The following is a 20,018-nucleotide window of genomic DNA, read 5'->3' as shown; positions in this document are numbered from 1 at the left end:
TTATACAGGGTCACTTTTTATAGAAGTGACTTATAAAGGGAGTAAAATGAAAAATAAATTTATTTTATTAGTAACTATAATAATTGCTATATTTATGTTTATATATGTTGAAAATAATTTTCTTGAAATAAATAAACTAGAGGTGATGTCAAATAGAATACCTGCTAGTTTTAATGGATACAAAATTGTCCATTTATCAGATTTGCATAATAAGACCTTTGGTAAAAATCAAAAACAGTTAGTTGATAAAATTCAGAAACTAAAACCAGATATAATAGTATTTACAGGAGATATTGTAGACATTAGAAGATATAATGAAGAACCCAGTATACTTTTAATAGAAAGATTAAGTAAGATAGCTCCTGTTTATTATGTACCAGGAAATCATGAGATAGGCTCTGGTAAACTAAAGAACTTACAATTACGTCTAGAAAAAGCAGGAGCTATAGTTCTGAGAAATGAAAGTGTAAGAATAACTAAGAACAAGGAACAAATTTTAATTTCTGGTATTGATGATCCCAATGCAGTAAAAGGAAATAAAAATGAAAATGAAAAAATTCAAAGTGAAATAAACTTAACATATAAAGAGGAATTTAAGGATAACTACAGAATACTATTATCGCATAGACCTGAAAAGCTTTCAGTGTATGCGAAAAATAAATTTGATTTAGTATTTTCAGGGCATGCCCATGGTGGGCAAGTAAGAATACCTTTTATAGGAGGTTTAATCGCACCACAGCAAGGGTTTTTTCCAAAGTATACTTCAGGGAAATATATAAAAGAGAGTACGGTTATGATTGTAAGTAGAGGTCTTGGGAACAGTAAAGCCCCTGTAAGAGTATTTAATAGACCAGAAATAATTTTAACTACTCTAAATAAAACTAATTAATTTTGAAAAAAAGTATATTAACAATATAATAATGGGAATATTAAATAAGTAATGTGAATATGTTAAATAAAGTTTAATTTACTGGAGGCGAGTAAATGTCTATAGGGGTAGATATATCAAAGGCAAAACCTCATGTGACTTGCCAGGAAATTGATGAATTTCAATCTATGGTGGAGGAAAAACATAAATTATTACATAATAAAAAAGCTTCGAAGAATGAATTTTTAGGTTGGGTTGATTTACCTATAAATTATGATAGAGAAGAACTTAAGAGAATAAAAATCTGCTCAAAAAAGATACAAGAAACCTCACAGGTTCTTGTGGTAATAGGCATTGGTGGTTCATATCTAGGAGCTAGAGCAGCTATAGAAATGCTAACGGGCACTTTTAATAATTTTATTTTAAATAAAGACAAAAATAGTGTTAAGATACTTTATGCTGGGAATAATATAAGTTCTACATATCTAGCAGATTTAATGGAGCTACTTGAAGGGACTGATTTTTCAGTAAACGTTATATCAAAGTCAGGAACTACTACAGAGCCAGCTATAGCCTTTAGACTCTTGAAAAAATTATTAGAAAAAAAATATGGGGTTTTAGGGGCCAAAGAAAGGATATTTGTAACAACTGACAAAGAAAAAGGTGCCTTGAGAACTTTATCAGAGGTAGAGGGATATGAAACTTTTATAATACCTGATAATATAGGAGGAAGATACTCAGTTCTTACTGCTGTAGGGTTGCTTCCTATAGCGGCAGCAGGAATAGATGTGGATGAAATATTAAAGGGAGCTGCTGATGCTAGAGAAGAATATAGTGAATCCAATCTTAAGAAGAATGCTGCTTATAGATATGCGGTTGCAAGAAATATTTTATATATTAAGGGAAAGACAATTGAAATACTAGCTAATTTTGAACCTTCACTTCACTTTATGGGTGAGTGGTGGAAACAGCTATTTGGCGAGAGCGAAGGAAAAGACAATAAAGGTATATTCCCTGCTACAGCTGATTTTTCAACAGAACTGCATTCCATGGGTCAATATATTCAGGAAGGTATGCGTAACTTAATAGAAACTCACTTAAATATTGAAAAACATAAAAAATCAATTATTATTGGAGAATGTAAAGACAACTTAGACGGACTAAATTTTCTTGCAGGTAAGGATATAAATTATATTAACGAAAAAGCATTTATGGGAACTGTTATTGCTCATAAGGATGGTGGAGTCCCTAATATAATTATAGATATACCAGAAATTTCTCCATATTGTTTTGGATATTTAGTTTATTTTTTTGAAAAAGCCTGCGCCATGAGTGGATATATTCTTGGAGTTAATCCATTTAATCAACCTGGAGTAGAAGCTTACAAAAATAATATGTTTGCACTGCTAGGGAAACCTGGCTATGAAATGCTAAAGTCGAAAATAGAATTAAAGCTTAAACAAGATTAAAGTAAAGAGCTACGCATCAAATGCATAGCTCTTTATCTATTTAGTTCTTATAAATTGGGAAAGGATAGCGATTATTATTTATTTGTTTTAGTTGTAGAGCTTTAAATATTCCTAATGCTAAATCCTCATTTGTAATTATTTTTTTAGGTTTTAAATAATTATCTGCATCTAAAGTTACTAAGTTTAAACCTTTTGCAAGAGCAACATATCCTAAATTATCCTTAGAAACATCTTTAGAATCCTTAAAGTTTAATGTAAATATATCTGAAGCTTGAGCAATGTTATCATATTGAAGGAATCTAATAAGTGCTTTACACATATCTTCTTTTGAAACTTGTGTATCGCCATTAAAGTTTTCAATATCATCTACTACTATACCATAGTATTTTGCCATCTTTATATAGTCTTCATCTGATAATGGAGTAGTGTTTAGACTACCAGCACCAGCATCCGTTGAAGAAGCAGCACTATCTAAAGAATTTTTTTCAGATACTATATAAGGAGTATAACCTAATGCATCTACAAGGGTTTTTATTAAATTAATGTTCTTTACCTCAGCATTTAGTTTAAAATTATTTGTATCAATTAGACCTTTGTATGCTAATATCTTAATTTCTTTTTCATATTTGCTATTTTTTATTTCGTTTAAAAAGTCTGCTATATCAAATTTTATTTCTTCTCCATCGTAAGCATTTAAAATCTTTCCATCAAAGGCGTCAACATAAACGCTGATGTAAGGTAAAACATAAACTAAATCTAACTCAGCTTTAGCAGGAGAATTTGAAGTAGCAGTGGTATTCTTTAAAGTATAATTTAATGTAGGAATATACTTCGAAGAGTAGGAATCTTTAGATTTTTCTACTCCAATATTTGTTTCAGGGTTTTGGAAGGTAATATTTTCATCCCATAAGCAGTGCATACTTGATATTTCACCAGTTTTAGCGTTAATCTCAATATAAATATTGTTATCTTCAAAAGGTATATTAGTTACTTTTCTAGAAAATGTATATCTATAAAATCTTTCTGGTTCTTGTTGATATTTAGCATACTGTATTTGCTCATTTATTAAGGTTAAATTTATGTCTTTTATTTTATCTTTAAAGTAGTTACCAAGAGCATCAATGGCTTTAGTGTAGCCTTCCTTCCAAGTAAATTTAGGAGTAAATTTCTCATTATAGTCATATGGTGAGTAATTATTAATATATATTATTTGTCCATTTAAGGCGTTAATTGATATTGAACCATCTTGAGTTATTTTATCATCAATCTTCTTAGAGAAATAAGCTGTCCAAATCTTTTTAGTATCTTCAGAATATCTAAGATTATTTATAGAATATCCAGATCCATAAATTGAATTTACAATATTTTTTATAGAAGCTAAAGCTTCTGATTCACTTAAAGGTGCTGCAGAATTTTGAAGACTTTTGTACTTTTCATAGAAAGCTGCAGTTTCCTTTTCGTTTAAAGAAGCTGTTTCTGTAGTTTTAGTATAATCATAGGTCACAAATTTACCGTTAACAGCATCTATAACTGTTCCACTTGTTAGCTTTGGTTCATAAACAAGCTTTACATTTTTCTTATTCTCAGTATTTTGATATTCATATTTATTAGCAAAAAGTTTATATTTTAAGACCATATCCATGTCATTTTTGAATATAGCTTGTGCATCTTTAAGCTCAATGTATTTTTCCTTTTCCGGAATTGATAGACTATAATCCCAATTACAATTATAAGCAGTTACTTTACCAGTTGTTCCATCTACATTAACATATATATTATTATTTTCGTAATTAGCTCCATTTATAACTCTGACATAACTAAAATTATAGTTAGAAGAGTTGCCCCTGTTTAAAAACCATCTATCTTCACTTAATTTTGAATTTGCATATTCTTTAGGGTTAATCTTTTTAATTGTTTCCTCAGCTATTTTTTTTGCTTCTTCTGAGGAGAGGGTAGGTATTGAGGAACTGGTATTAGTACCATATTCACTTTTATTCATATATATTAATTTGCCATCATTAGCATCTAAGGAAACACTAATGTTAATTTCTTTTTGGTACGCTCTGTAAAACCAGCTTATATTCCAAACCCTTCTATCGCTAGAAGATTCACTGTAATATAATGAATCTAATGTAGTAGTACATTTAAAGTCTTTATCGTTAACCAAAATACCAAAGTAATTTTCAAGTAATGCTTTACTTTGATCAACTGCATTTTCTTTGGTTAGCTTAACCTTACTTTCACTAAGGGCAATTATTTTATTAGAATTTAAACTTGAAGCAGTATTATAAGTGGTAGTTTTATCTAAAGCAACAGCTGTAAGTGTTGGATAGGTTACTAATAAACACGTTAGCAATAAGGAAAGTATTTTTTTCTTATTCATACCATGACCTCCATTATTTATTAAAAAATTAAATCTTAAACTGTTTTCAATAATATATACGATAAAAAAGTTTATAAGTTATGTAGTTCTATAAATTTTTCTAATTTTTACATTTATGATTTTGTATAGTATTATTTATTTGTAATAGTAATTTATAAATCAGGAGGAAATTTAATTGAAAATAATAGTAGATGCAGATGCTTGTCCGGGAAGAGAAATTATTGAAAAGGCTGCTAAGGATAATGCAATAAGTGTTATTATGTTTACGGATATAAACCATAATATAATTAGTGACTATAGCGAAGTTAGAATTGTTGATAAAGGTTTTCAAAGTGTAGACATGAAAATTGCTAATGAGAGTAAGCAGGGAGATATTATAGTAACTCAGGATTATGGAGTGGCAGCTATGGTCTTAGGTAAAAAATGCTATGCTATTAGTCCAAAAGGATATATTTATGATAATGAGAATATTGATAGATTATTATTTGAAAGACATCTTTCAGCTAAGGCAAGAAGAGTAGGAAAGAAAACCAGTAATCCTAAAAAGAGAACAGAAGAGGATGATAAAAGATTATATAGAAATATTTTGAAGCTTATTGAGAAAAGATCAAATGAAGATAATTAAGAAGAACTAATGCTAATGTTGTTATTTGATTATTATTAAAACCCCTAATTTTATTATAGTTCTGTAAAACATAATAAAATTAGGGGTTTTTTAGTCTAAATATAGCATTGTGAGTGAAATACCATCCACAGTTATTCTATCTGAAATCAAAGTACTTAAAGGAATTAATCCAGCTGAAAATTTATTTGCTACTATGTGCCATTTACCATATGGAATCTTTAAAGTTACTTGAATTTTATTAGCATTATAGATTACAAGAATTTTGTTCCAAGAGTCTTTACTTGAATTGTTCTTTAAAATAAAGGCAGCGCAGTTTTCAGGTGAAGCTTCAATAAATTCTAGGTTTTCCATAATGTCCTTAGTATTATTTATTCTAAAGGAAGGATGATTTCTCCTAATATCGATTAGTCCCTTAATATAAGAAAATACATCTAAAAACTGAAATTTTCTATTATAATCTATCCAATTAATATAATCAGGTGAAGAATAACTATTTTCAATGCCAGATTTTGTTCTGCAAAATTCAGTTCCAGAATGAAGAAATGGGACTCCTTGACTTGTCAATATAATTGCATTAGCAAGCTTGAGCATACTTTTTTTATCTTCAATGCTGTCTACTTTATTACTTAAAGATAGTTTATCCCATAGAGTATGATTATCGTGACAGCAAACATAGTTTATAGATTGCTCTGGTGAAGAGTAAATTTTTTTAAAGCTATTATAAGAAATTGAACAAGCTGTAAGACAATATTTTATAGTATCCTCTAAGTTTTTCTTTCCACTTACAAAGCCTTTATCCATAAGAGAAAATATGCTTCCCTTAATTGAATCCCTTGTAAAATCATTAAAAAAACCTATATTAGGAAGCTTATGTGCATTTTCTTGAATTGCCTTCAAAGGTTTTAAAAGAGGAGTGTCTAAGTTCCAGCCCTCTCCATAGAGCATTATGTTTCTGCCTATGGTTTTTAATTTATCTTGAATAGATCTCATGGTCTTGATATCATGAATTCCCATTAGATCAAATCTAAAACCATCAATATGGTATTCTTTTGCCCAATATAAAACTGAATCAACAATAAATTTTCTCATCATCACTCGTTCAGAAGCTGTATCATTAGTACATCCAGTACCGTTTGAAAAGCTTCCGTCTCTATTGAGCCTAAAATAATAACCAGGAAATATTTTTTCGAAATTGTTATTATCTTTGTGGAACATATGATTATAAACTACATCCATATTAACGGAAATATTGTTATTGTGAAAATGCTGAATCATCTTTTTTACTTCAATAATTCTTTCCATAGGGTCATAAGGATTCAAGGAATAGCTTCCTTCAGGGGCATTTAAGTTTTCAGGGTCATATCCCCAATTATATTTTATAGGATTCTTTTCATCTATACTATTAGAACTAAAATCAAAGAAAGGCATCAACTGTACATGGGTTATGCCTAATTCCTTTATATGATTAAAACCAGTAGATACTTTTAAGCTTGAATAAGTATTATCTTCCGTAAGGCCTAAATAGGTACCTTTATTCTTAATATTACTATCAGAATGTATTGATATATCTCTAATACTTACTTCATAAATTATAGCATCTGTATAATACTCTAGTTTTGGATTTGTATCATTATGCCAAAATAAGGGGTTAGTAGAGTCCATATCTATTATGGCGGCCCTGTTACCATTTACTCCTACCGCTTTAGCATAAGGGTCAACTGCTTCATTTGAAGAGTTATACACTTCTACCTTATAGGTATAAAAATAATTAATCAGGTTTTTATTTATAGTCACACTCCAAACTCCATTAGTTTTTTCTAGCATTTCTACTTCTGCAGGTTTTTCGTAATAATTTATATCTCCATTTTTATATAGAAGTAAAAAAATTTTAGAAGCAGCAGGAGACCAAACTTTAAAGCAAAAGGAATTATTACTATATGTTAATCCAAGTTCTCCATTATAGTAATACTTATTGTTAAATTCAGAACTATTAAATAGATAATTATAACTTAATCTAGTTTTTAAGTTATTTATATATACCACACAATATTCCTTAATAGTTATTTCTTCTTTTAGAAATATTAATAAACCATCTTTACTAGTGATTTTTGAACTGTCAATATTTAATGTTTTATTACCATTTACTACAAACAAACTATTAATTTTTAGGGAGCTAATATAAGGAAGCACAATTAAAATTTTTTTAAAACCTATTGCAAAGCTGTGTATTATACTCATATTTATCCTCCTAAGTAAAGCTATAATAAGGCTATATTATATTATATGTTTTTTTTAATACAGTGAAACATAATGAAGTATTTTGCCGAGAAACAATAAATTAATATATCTTTTACAAAATATGGAATTGTGATAAAATATACATTAAAGAAATAAAATGGCTAGGAGATGAAGGGGAATGAATGAAATTATTATTGGGTGTAATATAGAATCTCCCCAAGATAAAGATTCAGGAGTAAAAGTTTTTATACTAAATGAGCCAAGTGAAAAACTTTTATATAAATTTATAGTTGGAATGGATGGTTCTTGGGAAACCTTAAAGGATTTTGGAGAAGAAAAAAGTATTCAATGGAAGCCTGAAAAGTGCGGAAATTATATATTAATGGTACAAGCTAAGAAGGAAGACAGCACAAAAGCTTTTGATTATGTTTCAAGAAAACACTTTTCTATAGGCGAGTTAAATGAAAAATTAATAAAAAATGTATATTTAGATAAAGATAATATAAAAGTAGGAGAAAAAATAACTGCTACAGTAGCAAATGAAAATGAAGGCTTTATGTATAGATATTTCTTAAAGGAAAAGGAAAACTGGGTATTAGCTAAGGACTATAGTACAAGCAATTCTTTTACTTGGACAGGCAGCACTTCTGGTAAAGGAGAATTATTAGTTCAATGCAAATTTTTAGATTCTGATAAATCCTTTGAAGATGCTATAAAGGTATATTTTAATGTAGAAGAGATTGAAAAGGTAGAAATAATAAATTTCAAGTGTCTAACTTCGCCAATAATAATAAATGAAGAATTGGTTTTTTCAGTAGAAGCTAAATGTGACGATAGTAGAACTACTCTATATAAGTTTATAAGAATTAATAATGATGGACAAACTAAATGCTTACAGGATTATTCTACTAAAAAGCTTTTAAGCTATAATGAATCTTCAAGTGGAAAATATCGATTGCTATGTCTTGCAAAGGATATGTACTCTGATAAAGAATACGATGACAGAGCTATTTTACACTATACTGTTATTCCATATGAACCTATAAGAATAGAAAGCTTTACTAGTGATTTAGCTTCACCTCAAGTAATTGCACAAAATATTACTTTAAAAGCTATAGCTAAGGGAGGAAGAGATTTAAGGTATAGATACATAATAGAGGGTAATAAAAATGAGGATTCAGGATATATAAGAAATAGCTTTTTTCAATGGGAAGCAAAGGAATCAGGAGATTATAAGATTACTCTGTGGGTGAAAGATATATCCTCAAAAGAGAAATATGAAGCTTGTAAAACGCTAGACTTTACAATTGATGATATTCTAAGAGAACCAATTAAAATTAATGAAGTAATATTAAATAAAACTGAAGCAGTATTAACTGGAGAAGAATTATTAATTAAGACAATAGCTGAAGGGGGAATAAAGCTATTATACAGCTTTATTGTCAGTAAAGATGGAGAAGATTATTGTAAAGAAAGTTATCAGGAAAAAGTCGATTTTTCTTTTACACCAAATGAAGCTGGAAGATTTCAAATAGAAGTAAGAGTAAAAGATAAATATTCTGAAAAGAACTTTGATGCACATTATATTGTATCTATTAATGTTTATGACTATATACCAGCAAGTATAGATTATTTACTAACCGAGCCACGTGAATATTATCTAGTAGGAGATCAGATGGTTGTAGATGTTATTATGAGAGATACTAAAAATACTCTTCTTAAATATGTTTTAAGTATCAATGGACATAAGGTGGAAGAGACAGAGTATGTTGGAAGTAAAAGATATATTGTTACTCCTAAGTGCAGTGGTAAGTACAGTATAAAGGTATATTGTAAAAATGAAAAAAGTAATAAGGAATTCGATGCTCTTAAAGAAGTAAATCTTATGGTAAAGGATGCACCGCCAATTATGAACACTTTACTTAGATGTGATAAAGTAAATTTTTATTGTAATGAGCCTATAAATGTAACTGCTCAATGTAGTGGTGGTAAGGATGTAGTATATGAATTTTATCTTATGGAAAAGAGTGAATGGATTTTAGTTCAAAGCTACAGCAAAAAGGATTTTTATACTTTCATTCCTTTCATTAAGGGCAAGTATAAGATATTAGTATTAGCAAAAAGTGGCTATAAGAAAAAATCCTATGAAGATTATTGCATGATTGAAATAAAAGTTTCAGATAAATTTTTACTTAATAAAGACATACTGTTGAATTTAAATATTACAGAAGAAGAAATGAAAATATTAAGTTTTTAGAACTTTTAAACCAGTAATCGATTACTAGCAAATTAGCTTGCCTGCTAGAAATTGGTTACTGGTTACTTATTTTACTTCGCAAAATTCTTTATTTTAGGATATAATACTGATAGAATAGTCAAGTAAAGTAGAGTAATCATACGAGGAGTGAAACTATGGAAAGATTGGATAAAATCTTGTCAAATTTAGGATATGGAACAAGAAAAGAAATTAAAGCCATGATGAAAAATGGCGAAGTAGAAGTAGACGGACAAATTGTGAAAGATAATAGTTTAAAGATAGATCCTTATAAAACAATAGTTAAGGTATCTGGTGAAGTAATAAATTATAGAGAATTTATATATTTAATGATGAATAAACCTCAAGGGGTAGTTTCAGCTACCTTTGATAATTACGATGAAACTGTTATAGATTTACTAGATCTTGAACATGCTGCTTTTAGTCCATTTCCAGTAGGAAGATTAGATAAGGATACAGAAGGATTATTGCTAATTACAAATGATGGAGAGTTAAATCATAGGCTTACTTCGCCAAAATGGCATGTGGATAAGTTATATTATGCAGAAATAGATAACCAAGTAGATGAGAAGGATATAGAAGCATTTCAAAAGGGAATAATCCTAGATGATGACTACAAATGTCTTCCTGCTAAGTTAGAAATTATATCATCCAATGAAAATGGTTCTGAGGTTTATGTTACTATTCAAGAAGGAAAATTTCATCAAGTAAAAAGAATGTTTGAAGCACTCGATAAAAATGTAATATATTTAAAGAGAATAAGAATGGGTAGTCTAGTGTTAGATGAGACATTAGAAGAAGGCACATATAGAGAATTAACGGAAAATGAATTAGCAGCTTTAAAAGGACATAAAATACAATAACTTAGGTATGTTTTTTTGAGTATTAGCAAATTATGAAGGATATAGGTTAATGAAACAGTTTATTTACAATTAATTTTGCAAACTCACTTGCATTTTATAAAATTTTTATATATAATAGCTTGTGTAAGGGAAAATAAAAAGAATGAATAGCCCCCTTTTTATTAAGATAGTCCCGCCCCAGGACGAGTCTTACCCTATATAATACTAAAACACTATCACCGGAGATAGTGTTTTTTTATTTTATAAAAAATGTAACTTATTTCTATAATTCTTGTACTTAATGCAGGAATTAATTCTAAAATTTTTAGAAAAGATTTTACGTATTTAAAATTTCGAAAATTAGAAAAGTTATTTTCTAAATTGTACCATAATGAATTTATCCTAGGTATAGGTTCCTTAGGATGATGCTATTCAAGTAAATCAGTGTATAAATTACATTGTCTACGAATATATACATGTCTAAAAATGAGTAAATACTAAAAAAGCTTCAATAATAATAACCTATAAGATGTTAAGTAAAAAATATGTAGATAATAATAGACAAATATATATTGCCATATTAAGAATTAACTCTATATAAAAGAATTCTTAAACTAAATATTTATTAACATTATAATATGAATTCTTAAAATGCAGAATGTGGAGAGATTTTTTTCGGTAAAACATAAATATTTTATTTTTAAATATAAAATTGGCGAAAATATTGCTATTAATAAAAACAAGAAGTTTAATTACAAGTTTAGGAGGTTTTTATTATGAGATTAAAAGATAAGGTATCAATAATAACTGGAGGTGCTAAAGGGATAGGTCAAGCAACCTCTTTTAAGTTTGCAAAAGAGGGTTCAAAGGTTGTAGTTGTAGATATAGATGAAGCTGCAATAAATGAAACTGTTGAAAAAATAATAGCTAATGGTGGTGAAGCACTGGGATTTATAGTTGATATAACTAACATTGAAAGCGTTGAAGAGATGGTTAATAAAGTTATAAAGACATATGGAAAAATAGATACTCTTGTAAATAATGCGGGAATAATATCTGATGCACAGCTTACTAAAATGACTAACGAACAGTTTGATAGAGTTATTAAAGTAAACCTTTATGGAACATATAACTGTGCAAAAGCAGTAGTTGATAAAATGAAAGAACAAAAGTCAGGTGTAATATTGAATGCGTCGTCAATAGTGGGGATTTATGGTAATTTCGGACAAACTAATTATGCTGCTACAAAGTTTGGAGTTATAGGTATGACTAAAACTTGGGCAAAAGAGTTGGGTAGAAGTGGAATAAGATCCAATGTTGTTTGTCCAGGATTTGTAGCTACATCAATTTTAGATCCAATGCCAGAAAAGGTTATTAAGGCAATGGAAGATAAGGTTCCACTTAAGAGACTTGGAAAACCAGAAGAACTTGCTAATGTGTATGCCTTTCTAGCATCTGATGAGGCAAGTTATATAAATGGTGCAGTTATTGAAGTAAGTGGAGGAGTTGTTATATAAGTTTCATATTTTTATTACTTAGTAAGTATTTTAGTTTATTTTAAAATATTATATACTTCTTACAAACCCAAATTAAAGGCTGTTGATAATTGAAGTTTATCAACAGTTTTTAATTTGTACTATAAAAGACAACATGTACAAATAAAAACAAAGATATAGTAGTTATGTAAGAAGCTACAATTATGCCACTAGAAGTAAAAGTTTAATAAATTAGTAATTTCTAATATAGTAAACATGTATAAAAAAATAGACAAGTATAATAACATGTGAATTATCAATACTTTTTTAATGAATTATAATCACTTGTATAAAAAAATCTACATTAAATAGAAAAACAATCAACCATTATTAAGAAAATAGGTAATAATTTATGTGCTTTAAAAATGAGATATGTATTAAATAAAAAGAAATAATAATTTTTTTTATCTAAAATACAAGGGAAATCCTAAACAAATAGGGATTTTTCTATTAAGTTATTAATAAAAAATATATTATTTATGGAAATTAAATTCACTTATGGCATGATGATTGCAATAATAGCATAACGAAGGAAGTAAAACATTATAATTTTGAAAGGAGCATATAAATGAGAAGTGTTTCAGTAATAGGTATTGGAGAAACTAAATTTGGAAAATTAGATAGTTATTCATTAAAGGATTTAGTAGTTGAGGCTGGAAATAAAGCTATAGAAGATTGTGGAATTGATAAAAATACCATCGAAGCTTTATATATGTCTAATTTTAATGGGTCATATTGGTCTACCCAAAGTCATATTGGACCATTGGCTTCAGAAGCATTAGGATTAGGTAATATACCGACATTAAGGACAGAAGGAGCTTGTGCTTCAGGAACATTAGCATTTAGGACTGCTTGGATGGCAGTAGCAGCAGGGATTTATGATGTAGTTCTTGTAGGTGGAGCTGAAAAGATGACTCATCAAACAACTCCAATCATAACTACAGGACTTGCTAGTGCTGCTGATTATGAAAATGAAGTTAAAGTAGGAGCAACTTTTCCATCCCTATTTGCTATGATGGCTCAAAGGTATTTTTATGAATATGGAAATGTTAGAGAAGCTATGGCAATGTGTGCTGTTCAAAATCATGATAATGCTTATTTAAATCCAGATGCACAAATGAAAAAAAAAATTACAGTGGATATGGTTAAATCAGGATTTCCAGTTGCTGATCCACTAACAGTATTTGATTGTTCATTAGTTAGTGATGGAGCTGTTTTTATCGTTATAGCTGCAACAGATGTTGCAAAACAAATTTTAAAAACTAAAAAAAGAATTATTGAGGTAATTGGTAGTGGGCATGCAGGAGATGTTATATCATTAAGTGGAAAGAAAAGCATTACAACTTTAGGAGCAACAGTAAAAGCTGCTGAAGAAGCATATAAAATGGCTAATATAAAGCCGACAGATGTTAATTTTGCTGAAGTACATGATTGTTTTACAATTACTCAAATCTTAAACGTAGAAGATTTAGGTTTTTTTGAAAAAGGGAAAGGTGGAAATGCAGTACTTGAAGGCTTAATAGCACGAGATGGGAAATTACCTATAAATGTAAGCGGAGGATTAAAAGCTAAGGGTCATCCAATTGGTGCTACAGGATTAAGTATGATATATGAAGTGGTTACGCAAATGCGTGGCGAAGCTGGTGAAAGACAACTTAAAAATACTGATATTGGACTTACACATAATTTAGGTGGAAGCGCTGGTACATGTGTTATTAATATCTTTAAGGGTCTATAAAAGGGGGGTATAAGATATGAATAAGAAAGGTGAAATATTTACATATACTATTATCAATGTTGCTTCTGAGGAATTTCAAGATAAGGTACCATACATGGTTGCAGTAGTTAAACAGGGGGAAAATAAAATTTTTACTCGTATAGATAATTATGAAGAAGGAAAAGAAGTAAAAATAGGAATGGAAGTTGAATTTTCTAGAATTGATGAAAATGGTTCAAAATTATATAAATTTATTTAGTATATTATATTTTTAAAAGGAATTAATAAATAAGGGAAAAGTCAGATTTGTTTGCAAATCTACTAAAATAGTATTAGAACATTTATTTTTCAAGTAAAGATAAATTATAACTCTCCTCCAATATATTTTTTATAATATAAGGGTGCTAAATCAATTAGAAATGCACCCTTATTATAATTTTAGACTTATATTTAGTTTCTCCAGTTTTAATTCTGGGTTATGCCAACCATTTTCTATAGTAAATATTTCATCTCTAATGTCTTCAATAACATCTATTTGAAGCATATTTTTCTTTCTAAAGCCTCTTATACACTTAAAAAGGTATAGTTGTATCAAATTATAGTAGTTAGCTATTATACGGCATGTGTAACTATGAAGTTTGTCACCCATGTTAAAATATGAAAAAGGAATTGTAATGGATATTAAACAATAAAAAACTCTTTGGTATAAAAATTGCAGATATAAATCAATAAAACTTATGGTAAGTCTAAAGCATTTTATTTAATTATGGAGGTATAGATATGATAGTTGAAAAAAAGTTTAAGAAACTTTCAAAGCCTTTTATTACAGAGAGAGGATATGTCCTAAAGGAACTTATTGTATCTTATGAGGAGTACGGAAGAGATGATGGACCTGTTATATTTATTGCACATGGAGGGTTATCGGATCAGCATGCTGCAGGGAAGTATTCAGAAGAAGAGCTTTTACAAGGATGGTGGGATGGACTTATAGGAGAGGGGAAAGCAATAGATACTAATAAATATAGGATAATTTCTGCTAGTTCCTTAGGGTCGGCTTGTGCTTGCCTTGGCATTGAGGGAGGAACAACTAGTCCTCTTACCTTAAATCCACATACTAATAAAAATTATGGGCCAGATTTTCCTGAGATAACTCTTATAGATATGGTAAAGGTTTTTAAATCTTTTTTAGATGATATGGGAATAGAAAAATTGTTTATGATGGCAGGTCCGTCTATGGGCTCACTTCAAAGCTTGCAGATGGCAGCTTTATATCCAGATTTTGTAGACTCAGTAGTTGCAGTTGCAACCGCAGGAAGAATGACACCGGGTGGAATGGCTATGCATAATTTTATTACCGAAACTGCAAAGTCAGATCCAGAATTTAATGGAGGATGGTATGAAATAGGCAAACCTAAATGGGCATTAAGAATTATCCATCAGATTTCAAAGATATATTATACTAGCCATCATGGAATAAAAGAAATATGTTGGGACACAGTACCTGAAGGGAAAGACTCTCAAAGCTTAAGAAATGCTAACTGTAAAAACTATGTAACTGGAAATATAGATGCTCAAATATATGGTAGAGATCTTAATTGTTATATAAGAGTAATTGATGCTATAAATACTTATGACCTTGGGAGAGATGATAATAGCTATGAGGAGGGTGTAAAAAGAATTAAGTGTCCGGTATTACTTATGAATATAAATACTGATAGTGAATTCCCTCCTGAATATGCTTTTGAAGTTGCTGATATATTGAACTCTAAAAAGCCTAATAGCGCAAGGGCAAGAGTTATTAAATCTAATTGGGGTCACTTGGGATGTCTTAGAGAAGTTACAGCTTTAGATAAAGAAATTAGAGAATTTATAAAAGAAATAAATTAATTTTAATTAGTATAACAAATATTTTTTTGCAATTCTATAAATAGAGTGTCGATTTTTTAAAATAAATAAACTTTAAAAAAGCATCTTTCGGGGAAAAGATGCTTTTTCAGAAGGTTCAAAAATTTATTAAATTTACTAGAGTTAACGTAGGTTTTATTTTATTAATTAAATTGTAGGTAGGTTTTATTTTTATAAAGTTTTTTGAAAGTAATTATAGGTCAAGTATATGTCTGGAAATAACTATTTTTTGAACTTCCGATGTACCTTCATAAATTGAAGTTATTTTAGCATCTCTAAACATTCTTTCTATGGCATAGTCTTTTGTGTATCCATATCCTCCATGCATTTGAAGAGCTTTAATCGTAACCTCCATTGCTAATTCGGAATTATAAAATTTTGCCATAGCAGCTTCTTTGCCATAAGGAAGCCCAGCTTGTTTTAACCAAGCAGCCTTGTAGAGTAAGGCTCTACCAGCTTCAATTTTAGTAGCACATTCAGCAATATACCATTGCAATCCTTGATTCTTGCCAATAGGTTTTCCAAATTGCTTTCTCTCTTTAACATATTTTATTGCTTCATCTAATGCACCTTCTGCCAATCCAAGAGCTTGTGTAGCAATACTTATTCTACCACCGTCAAGTCCAGCCATGGCTATGTTAAAGCCTTTCCCTTCTTTTCCTAAAAGATTTTCTTTTGGAACTTTAACATCCTCAAATATAAGTTCTCCAGTAGAGGAGGCTCTAACACCACATTTTTCTTCAATTTTTCCAATAGAGAAGCCTTCCATATCTTTTTCTACTAGGAAAGCAGAAATACCCTTTACACCTTTACTCTTATCTGTCATAGCCATAACTATATAGACAGAGGAGTAACCAGCATTAGTAATAAAGGTTTTACTACCATTTAATAAATAATAATCTCCCATATCCTTTGCAACCGTTTGTTGAGCAGAAGCGTCACTTCCAGCATTAGCTTCAGTTAAAGCAAAGGCACCAATAGATGTACCTGCCAGTAGTCCGGGAAGATATTTTTGCTTCTGTTGCTCATTACCAAATTTCTCAATCATAGCAGCAACAAGACCAGTACTAACAGCGTATATACAAGCTGTTGAACAGCAAGCTTTAGCAAGTTCTTCAACAGCTATTACGTAGCTTATATAGTCTGTATTGGAACCTCCATATTGTGAAGAAAAAGACATACCCTTAATACCGTATTTTGCCATTTTTTCAATGGTTTCTAAAGGGAATCTCTCAGTTTCATCAATTTCTGCTGCAATAGGTCGTACTTCGTTATCGACGAATTGTTTCATCAATTGCTTAACCAATTCATGCTCCCTTGTGAATGAAAAGTCCATAAATATTCCTCCTTAAGTATAGTTTATTTGATGCTTTAAATGCTATATAAAAAATTGAGAAATCATAAATTGTGATTTTGACAAGTATGATTTCGTTAACTATTTATATGCAACTAAATTAATATATCAGCATAAAATGTGCCAACTGTGATAAATAAATAACTAGCCATTAATCAGATGTTGAATGTATTAAAAAATAGACACTAAAGCAGTTAAAGCTATTAATGACTAAGAGTCTAGTAGGTTCTAAATGGTGTCTTGAAAAATAGACATGTATACAAATAGAAAATTATTAAAAAGAAAAATTAAAATATATTATTAAACTTACCACAATAAATTTATTTTTTTAGCTTGAAAAGTAAGTTCTTCCCTGAACTTAGGATGAGCAATGTTTATCAATTCTTGAGCTCTTTCTCTTGTAGATTTACCTTTTAGCTTTGCAATACCATACTCAGTGGCAATATAATCAACTTCATTACGAGAAGTAGTTACTATGGAGCCTTCGGTTAAGGTTAATTTTATTTTGGATATGCTTTCGTTTTTGGCAGTAGACAGCATAGAAATGATAGATTTACCCCCTTTCGAATTATTCGCACCTCTTACATAGTCAACTTGCCCACCTACACCACTATAATGCTTTGTGCCTATGGATTCAGAACAAACTTGGCCGAATAAATCTACTTCAATACAAGAGTTTATGGATACAAAATTATCATGCTTCCCTATAATATTTGGATCATTAACATAATCTACTGGATGAAATTCAAAACCTACATTATCATTTAAAAATTCATACATTCTTTGTGTACCTAATGCTAATGTGGCAACACTTTTACCTGTATGTATATTTTTCTTAGCATTAGTAACTACACTAGCCTCTATTAAATCAATCATACTTTCGGTAAAAAGTTCTGTATGTATTCCTAAATCACTTTTATTTATTAAAGCTTGAGCTGCAGCATTAGGTATTCCACCAATACCCAATTGAATTGTAGCTTCATTAGGAACTAACTCAGCAATATAGTTACCAATAGTTATTTCATCTTTAGATATTTCTGAAGCTGGCAGTTCAGGTAAAGGTCTAGTATATTCACAAATCGCATCTACTTCTGAAATGTGAATAAAGCTATTTCCATGTGTCCTAGGCATATTTTCATTAACTTCTAGGTAAATTCTTTTTGCTATTTTCTTTAAAGTAATGCAAGTACTTACACTTAAGCCAAAACTAAAATATCCATGCTCATCCATTGGAGAAACCACAGCGTAAAAAACCTCAGGTTCAATATATTCCTCCCACATTCTTGGTACTTGATAATAAAAGCTTGGCACAAATTCTGCACGTTTTTCCCAAAGAGCTTTTCTAGGGTTAGTTGATGATATATAAAGAGTTAAATGATTGAATTTTCCATCTAGGGCAGGATCCCATATTTTCTTTGGGACTAAAGAAAGTAAAGAGCAATGTTTAATACCGCTTAGATTTTCTCTAAGGGCTCTTTCTGCTATAGCTTCAGGTATAGCAAAAGCTTCGCCAGCGGCTATTGGGCTTGCACATATAGTATTTGATTGAATTTTTTCTGCAATTTTTTCAGGAGAAGTTAATTTCTCTTGATACATATTAAGCCATTTATTCATAATATTTCACTCCTTAAGTAATATTTATTAATTTCAAATATGTAATTAGCAATTTGCATTCCAAATAAAAGTATTGGCATAATACTTGCGAATTGAAAAACTTGAGAATAAAATTGCTGATCTCATAGTTATTCTTGGTGAAGAAGAGATGAACGTTCTTGTTCTTGTGGACTTACGAGTGATGCAAGGCAAAGATAAAGGAAAGTGTATAATAGAAGGAGTGATTATGAATGATAAGCCTTGAACAAATTGGCTCATTGGACAATATTGTAAAGGTATCAAATGTATTTAAAACTATTTTTGGTGATGAAGATATTGCTATTACAATTTCAGACCGCGAGAAATTAATTCAGTATATTCCAGGTAAGTCTATTATATTTCCTACAAAAATAGGAGATTTACTAAAACCTGAGTGGGCCATTGCTAAAGCAATGGAAAACAAAAAGAGAATGGTGATTGAGATGCCAAAAGAAATATTTTCTTTTGTATATCGTGCAACGAGTACTCCGATTGTTGATAAGAAAGGACAAGTTGTTGGATGTATTGCAACAGCTGTTAGTTTAGATCGTAAGTATAAGCTTATGGAAATGGCTGAAACCTTATCGAAGTCATTGTCGGAAATATCAAAAAGTATTGAAGATATTGCGAGCAATGCTCAAGAGTTGGCAAAATCCAATATTGAAGCAACAGACTCGGCAGTTAAAACTGGATCACAAATTAATGAGACACATAAAGTATTAGATATTATTAAAGGCATAGCACAACGCTCTAATATGCTGGGTCTTAATGCAGCCATTGAATCGGCTAAAGCAGGAGAAGCGGGTCGAGGGTTCAGTGTCGTTGCTGATGAGATCCGTAAGCTTTCATCTGGTAGTCAGGATGCTGTAAAAGACGTACAGAAGATTCTAATGACGAGTATGAAAAATGTTGGTAGCATTGTTAATGAAATTGAGAGTAATAGTCTTAGTATTCAACAACAGGCAGCCGCTGCAGAACAAATCAATGCGTCAGTTGAAGAACTCACAGCGATATCGAATACTCTAGCTTCTTTAAGCCGTGAGTTATAGATGATTAAATATGAAATTAAAATACTAGAAAGAGTTTTTTAGAATTATTACAATGCAAATTCTTTCTGCTATTTTCTTTAAACTAATGCAGTACTTACACTTAAGCCAAAACTAAAATATCCATGC

General features: G+C 29.9%; 14 protein-coding genes. 10 read left to right on the top strand and 4 right to left on the bottom strand.

The annotated features are described in order from the left end of the window. Positions 1 to 46 precede the first annotated feature (46 nt). Positions 47 to 889: a metallophosphoesterase gene (locus tag CLHOM_RS15720; RefSeq protein ID WP_052222635.1), complete on the top strand. Its 843-nt coding sequence runs from the start codon at positions 47 to 49 to the stop codon at positions 887 to 889. A gap of 95 nt (positions 890 to 984) precedes the next feature. Continuing rightward, positions 985 to 2,337: a glucose-6-phosphate isomerase gene (locus CLHOM_RS15715; RefSeq protein WP_052222634.1), complete on the top strand. Its 1,353-nt coding sequence runs from the start codon at positions 985 to 987 to the stop codon at positions 2,335 to 2,337. Positions 2,338 to 2,377: 40 nt separating this feature from the next. Here the strand turns inward: CLHOM_RS15715 and CLHOM_RS15710 are convergent, their stop codons facing one another. Next, on the bottom strand, positions 2,378 to 4,720 hold the full coding sequence (locus tag CLHOM_RS15710) for a YcdB/YcdC domain-containing protein (protein WP_052222633.1): 2,343 nt from the start codon (positions 4,718 to 4,720) through the stop codon (positions 2,378 to 2,380). A gap of 175 nt (positions 4,721 to 4,895) precedes the next feature. Here CLHOM_RS15710 and CLHOM_RS15705 point away from each other — a divergent pair, with 175 nt between their 5' ends. Continuing rightward, entirely contained in the window at positions 4,896 to 5,345 is a 450-nt protein-coding gene (locus CLHOM_RS15705) for a YaiI/YqxD family protein (RefSeq protein WP_052222632.1), read from the top strand. Positions 5,346 to 5,435: 90 nt separating this feature from the next. On the opposite strand, the gene pulA is transcribed toward CLHOM_RS15705, so the two are convergent. Beyond that, entirely contained in the window at positions 5,436 to 7,583 is a 2,148-nt protein-coding gene (pulA, locus tag CLHOM_RS15700) for a type I pullulanase (RefSeq protein WP_052222631.1), read from the bottom strand. Positions 7,584 to 7,761: 178 nt separating this feature from the next. Between pulA and CLHOM_RS15695 the strand changes: the two genes are divergently transcribed. The 6 genes from CLHOM_RS15695 to CLHOM_RS15670 all read left to right on the top strand — a co-directional run bounded on the left by CLHOM_RS15695 (position 7,762) and on the right by CLHOM_RS15670 (position 15,839). After that, a complete protein-coding gene (locus CLHOM_RS15695; protein ID WP_052222630.1) occupies positions 7,762 to 9,840 on the top strand; it encodes a triple tyrosine motif-containing protein in 2,079 nt (692 codons plus the stop codon). A gap of 155 nt (positions 9,841 to 9,995) precedes the next feature. Continuing rightward, positions 9,996 to 10,721, top strand: a complete 726-nt coding sequence (locus tag CLHOM_RS15690) for a pseudouridine synthase (protein WP_052222629.1) — start codon at positions 9,996 to 9,998, stop codon at positions 10,719 to 10,721. A 755-nt stretch (positions 10,722 to 11,476) separates the two neighbouring features. Continuing rightward, positions 11,477 to 12,217 (top strand): 3-oxoacyl-ACP reductase FabG, encoded by a 741-nt coding sequence (fabG, locus tag CLHOM_RS15685; RefSeq protein WP_052222628.1) that lies wholly within the window; start codon positions 11,477 to 11,479, stop codon positions 12,215 to 12,217. A 586-nt stretch (positions 12,218 to 12,803) separates the two neighbouring features. After that, positions 12,804 to 13,973 (top strand): thiolase domain-containing protein, encoded by a 1,170-nt coding sequence (locus CLHOM_RS15680; RefSeq protein WP_052222627.1) that lies wholly within the window; start codon positions 12,804 to 12,806, stop codon positions 13,971 to 13,973. A gap of 16 nt (positions 13,974 to 13,989) precedes the next feature. Beyond that, positions 13,990 to 14,211: a Zn-ribbon domain-containing OB-fold protein gene (locus CLHOM_RS15675; RefSeq protein ID WP_052222626.1), complete on the top strand. Its 222-nt coding sequence runs from the start codon at positions 13,990 to 13,992 to the stop codon at positions 14,209 to 14,211. Positions 14,212 to 14,732: 521 nt separating this feature from the next. Then, complete coding sequence (locus CLHOM_RS15670) at positions 14,733 to 15,839, top strand: alpha/beta fold hydrolase (protein ID WP_052222625.1); 1,107 nt, start codon at positions 14,733 to 14,735, stop codon at positions 15,837 to 15,839. A 211-nt stretch (positions 15,840 to 16,050) separates the two neighbouring features. On the opposite strand, the gene CLHOM_RS15665 is transcribed toward CLHOM_RS15670, so the two are convergent. Together CLHOM_RS15665 and CLHOM_RS15660 are read right to left on the bottom strand one after the other, a co-directional pair. Then, positions 16,051 to 17,193: an acyl-CoA dehydrogenase gene (locus CLHOM_RS15665; protein ID WP_052222624.1), complete on the bottom strand. Its 1,143-nt coding sequence runs from the start codon at positions 17,191 to 17,193 to the stop codon at positions 16,051 to 16,053. Positions 17,194 to 17,517: 324 nt separating this feature from the next. Continuing rightward, on the bottom strand, positions 17,518 to 18,825 hold the full coding sequence (locus CLHOM_RS15660) for an acetyl-CoA hydrolase/transferase family protein (RefSeq protein WP_052222623.1): 1,308 nt from the start codon (positions 18,823 to 18,825) through the stop codon (positions 17,518 to 17,520). Positions 18,826 to 19,055: 230 nt separating this feature from the next. Between CLHOM_RS15660 and CLHOM_RS15655 the strand changes: the two genes are divergently transcribed. Then, positions 19,056 to 19,892, top strand: a complete 837-nt coding sequence (locus tag CLHOM_RS15655) for a methyl-accepting chemotaxis protein (RefSeq protein WP_052222622.1) — start codon at positions 19,056 to 19,058, stop codon at positions 19,890 to 19,892. The last annotated feature ends 126 nt before the right edge of the window (positions 19,893 to 20,018 follow it).

This window comes from Clostridium homopropionicum DSM 5847 (genome assembly GCF_001263795.1).
Taxonomy (GTDB): Bacteria; Bacillota; Clostridia; order Clostridiales; family Clostridiaceae; genus Clostridium_H; species Clostridium_H homopropionicum.
This window is presented reverse-complemented; position numbering and strand designations above follow the sequence as displayed.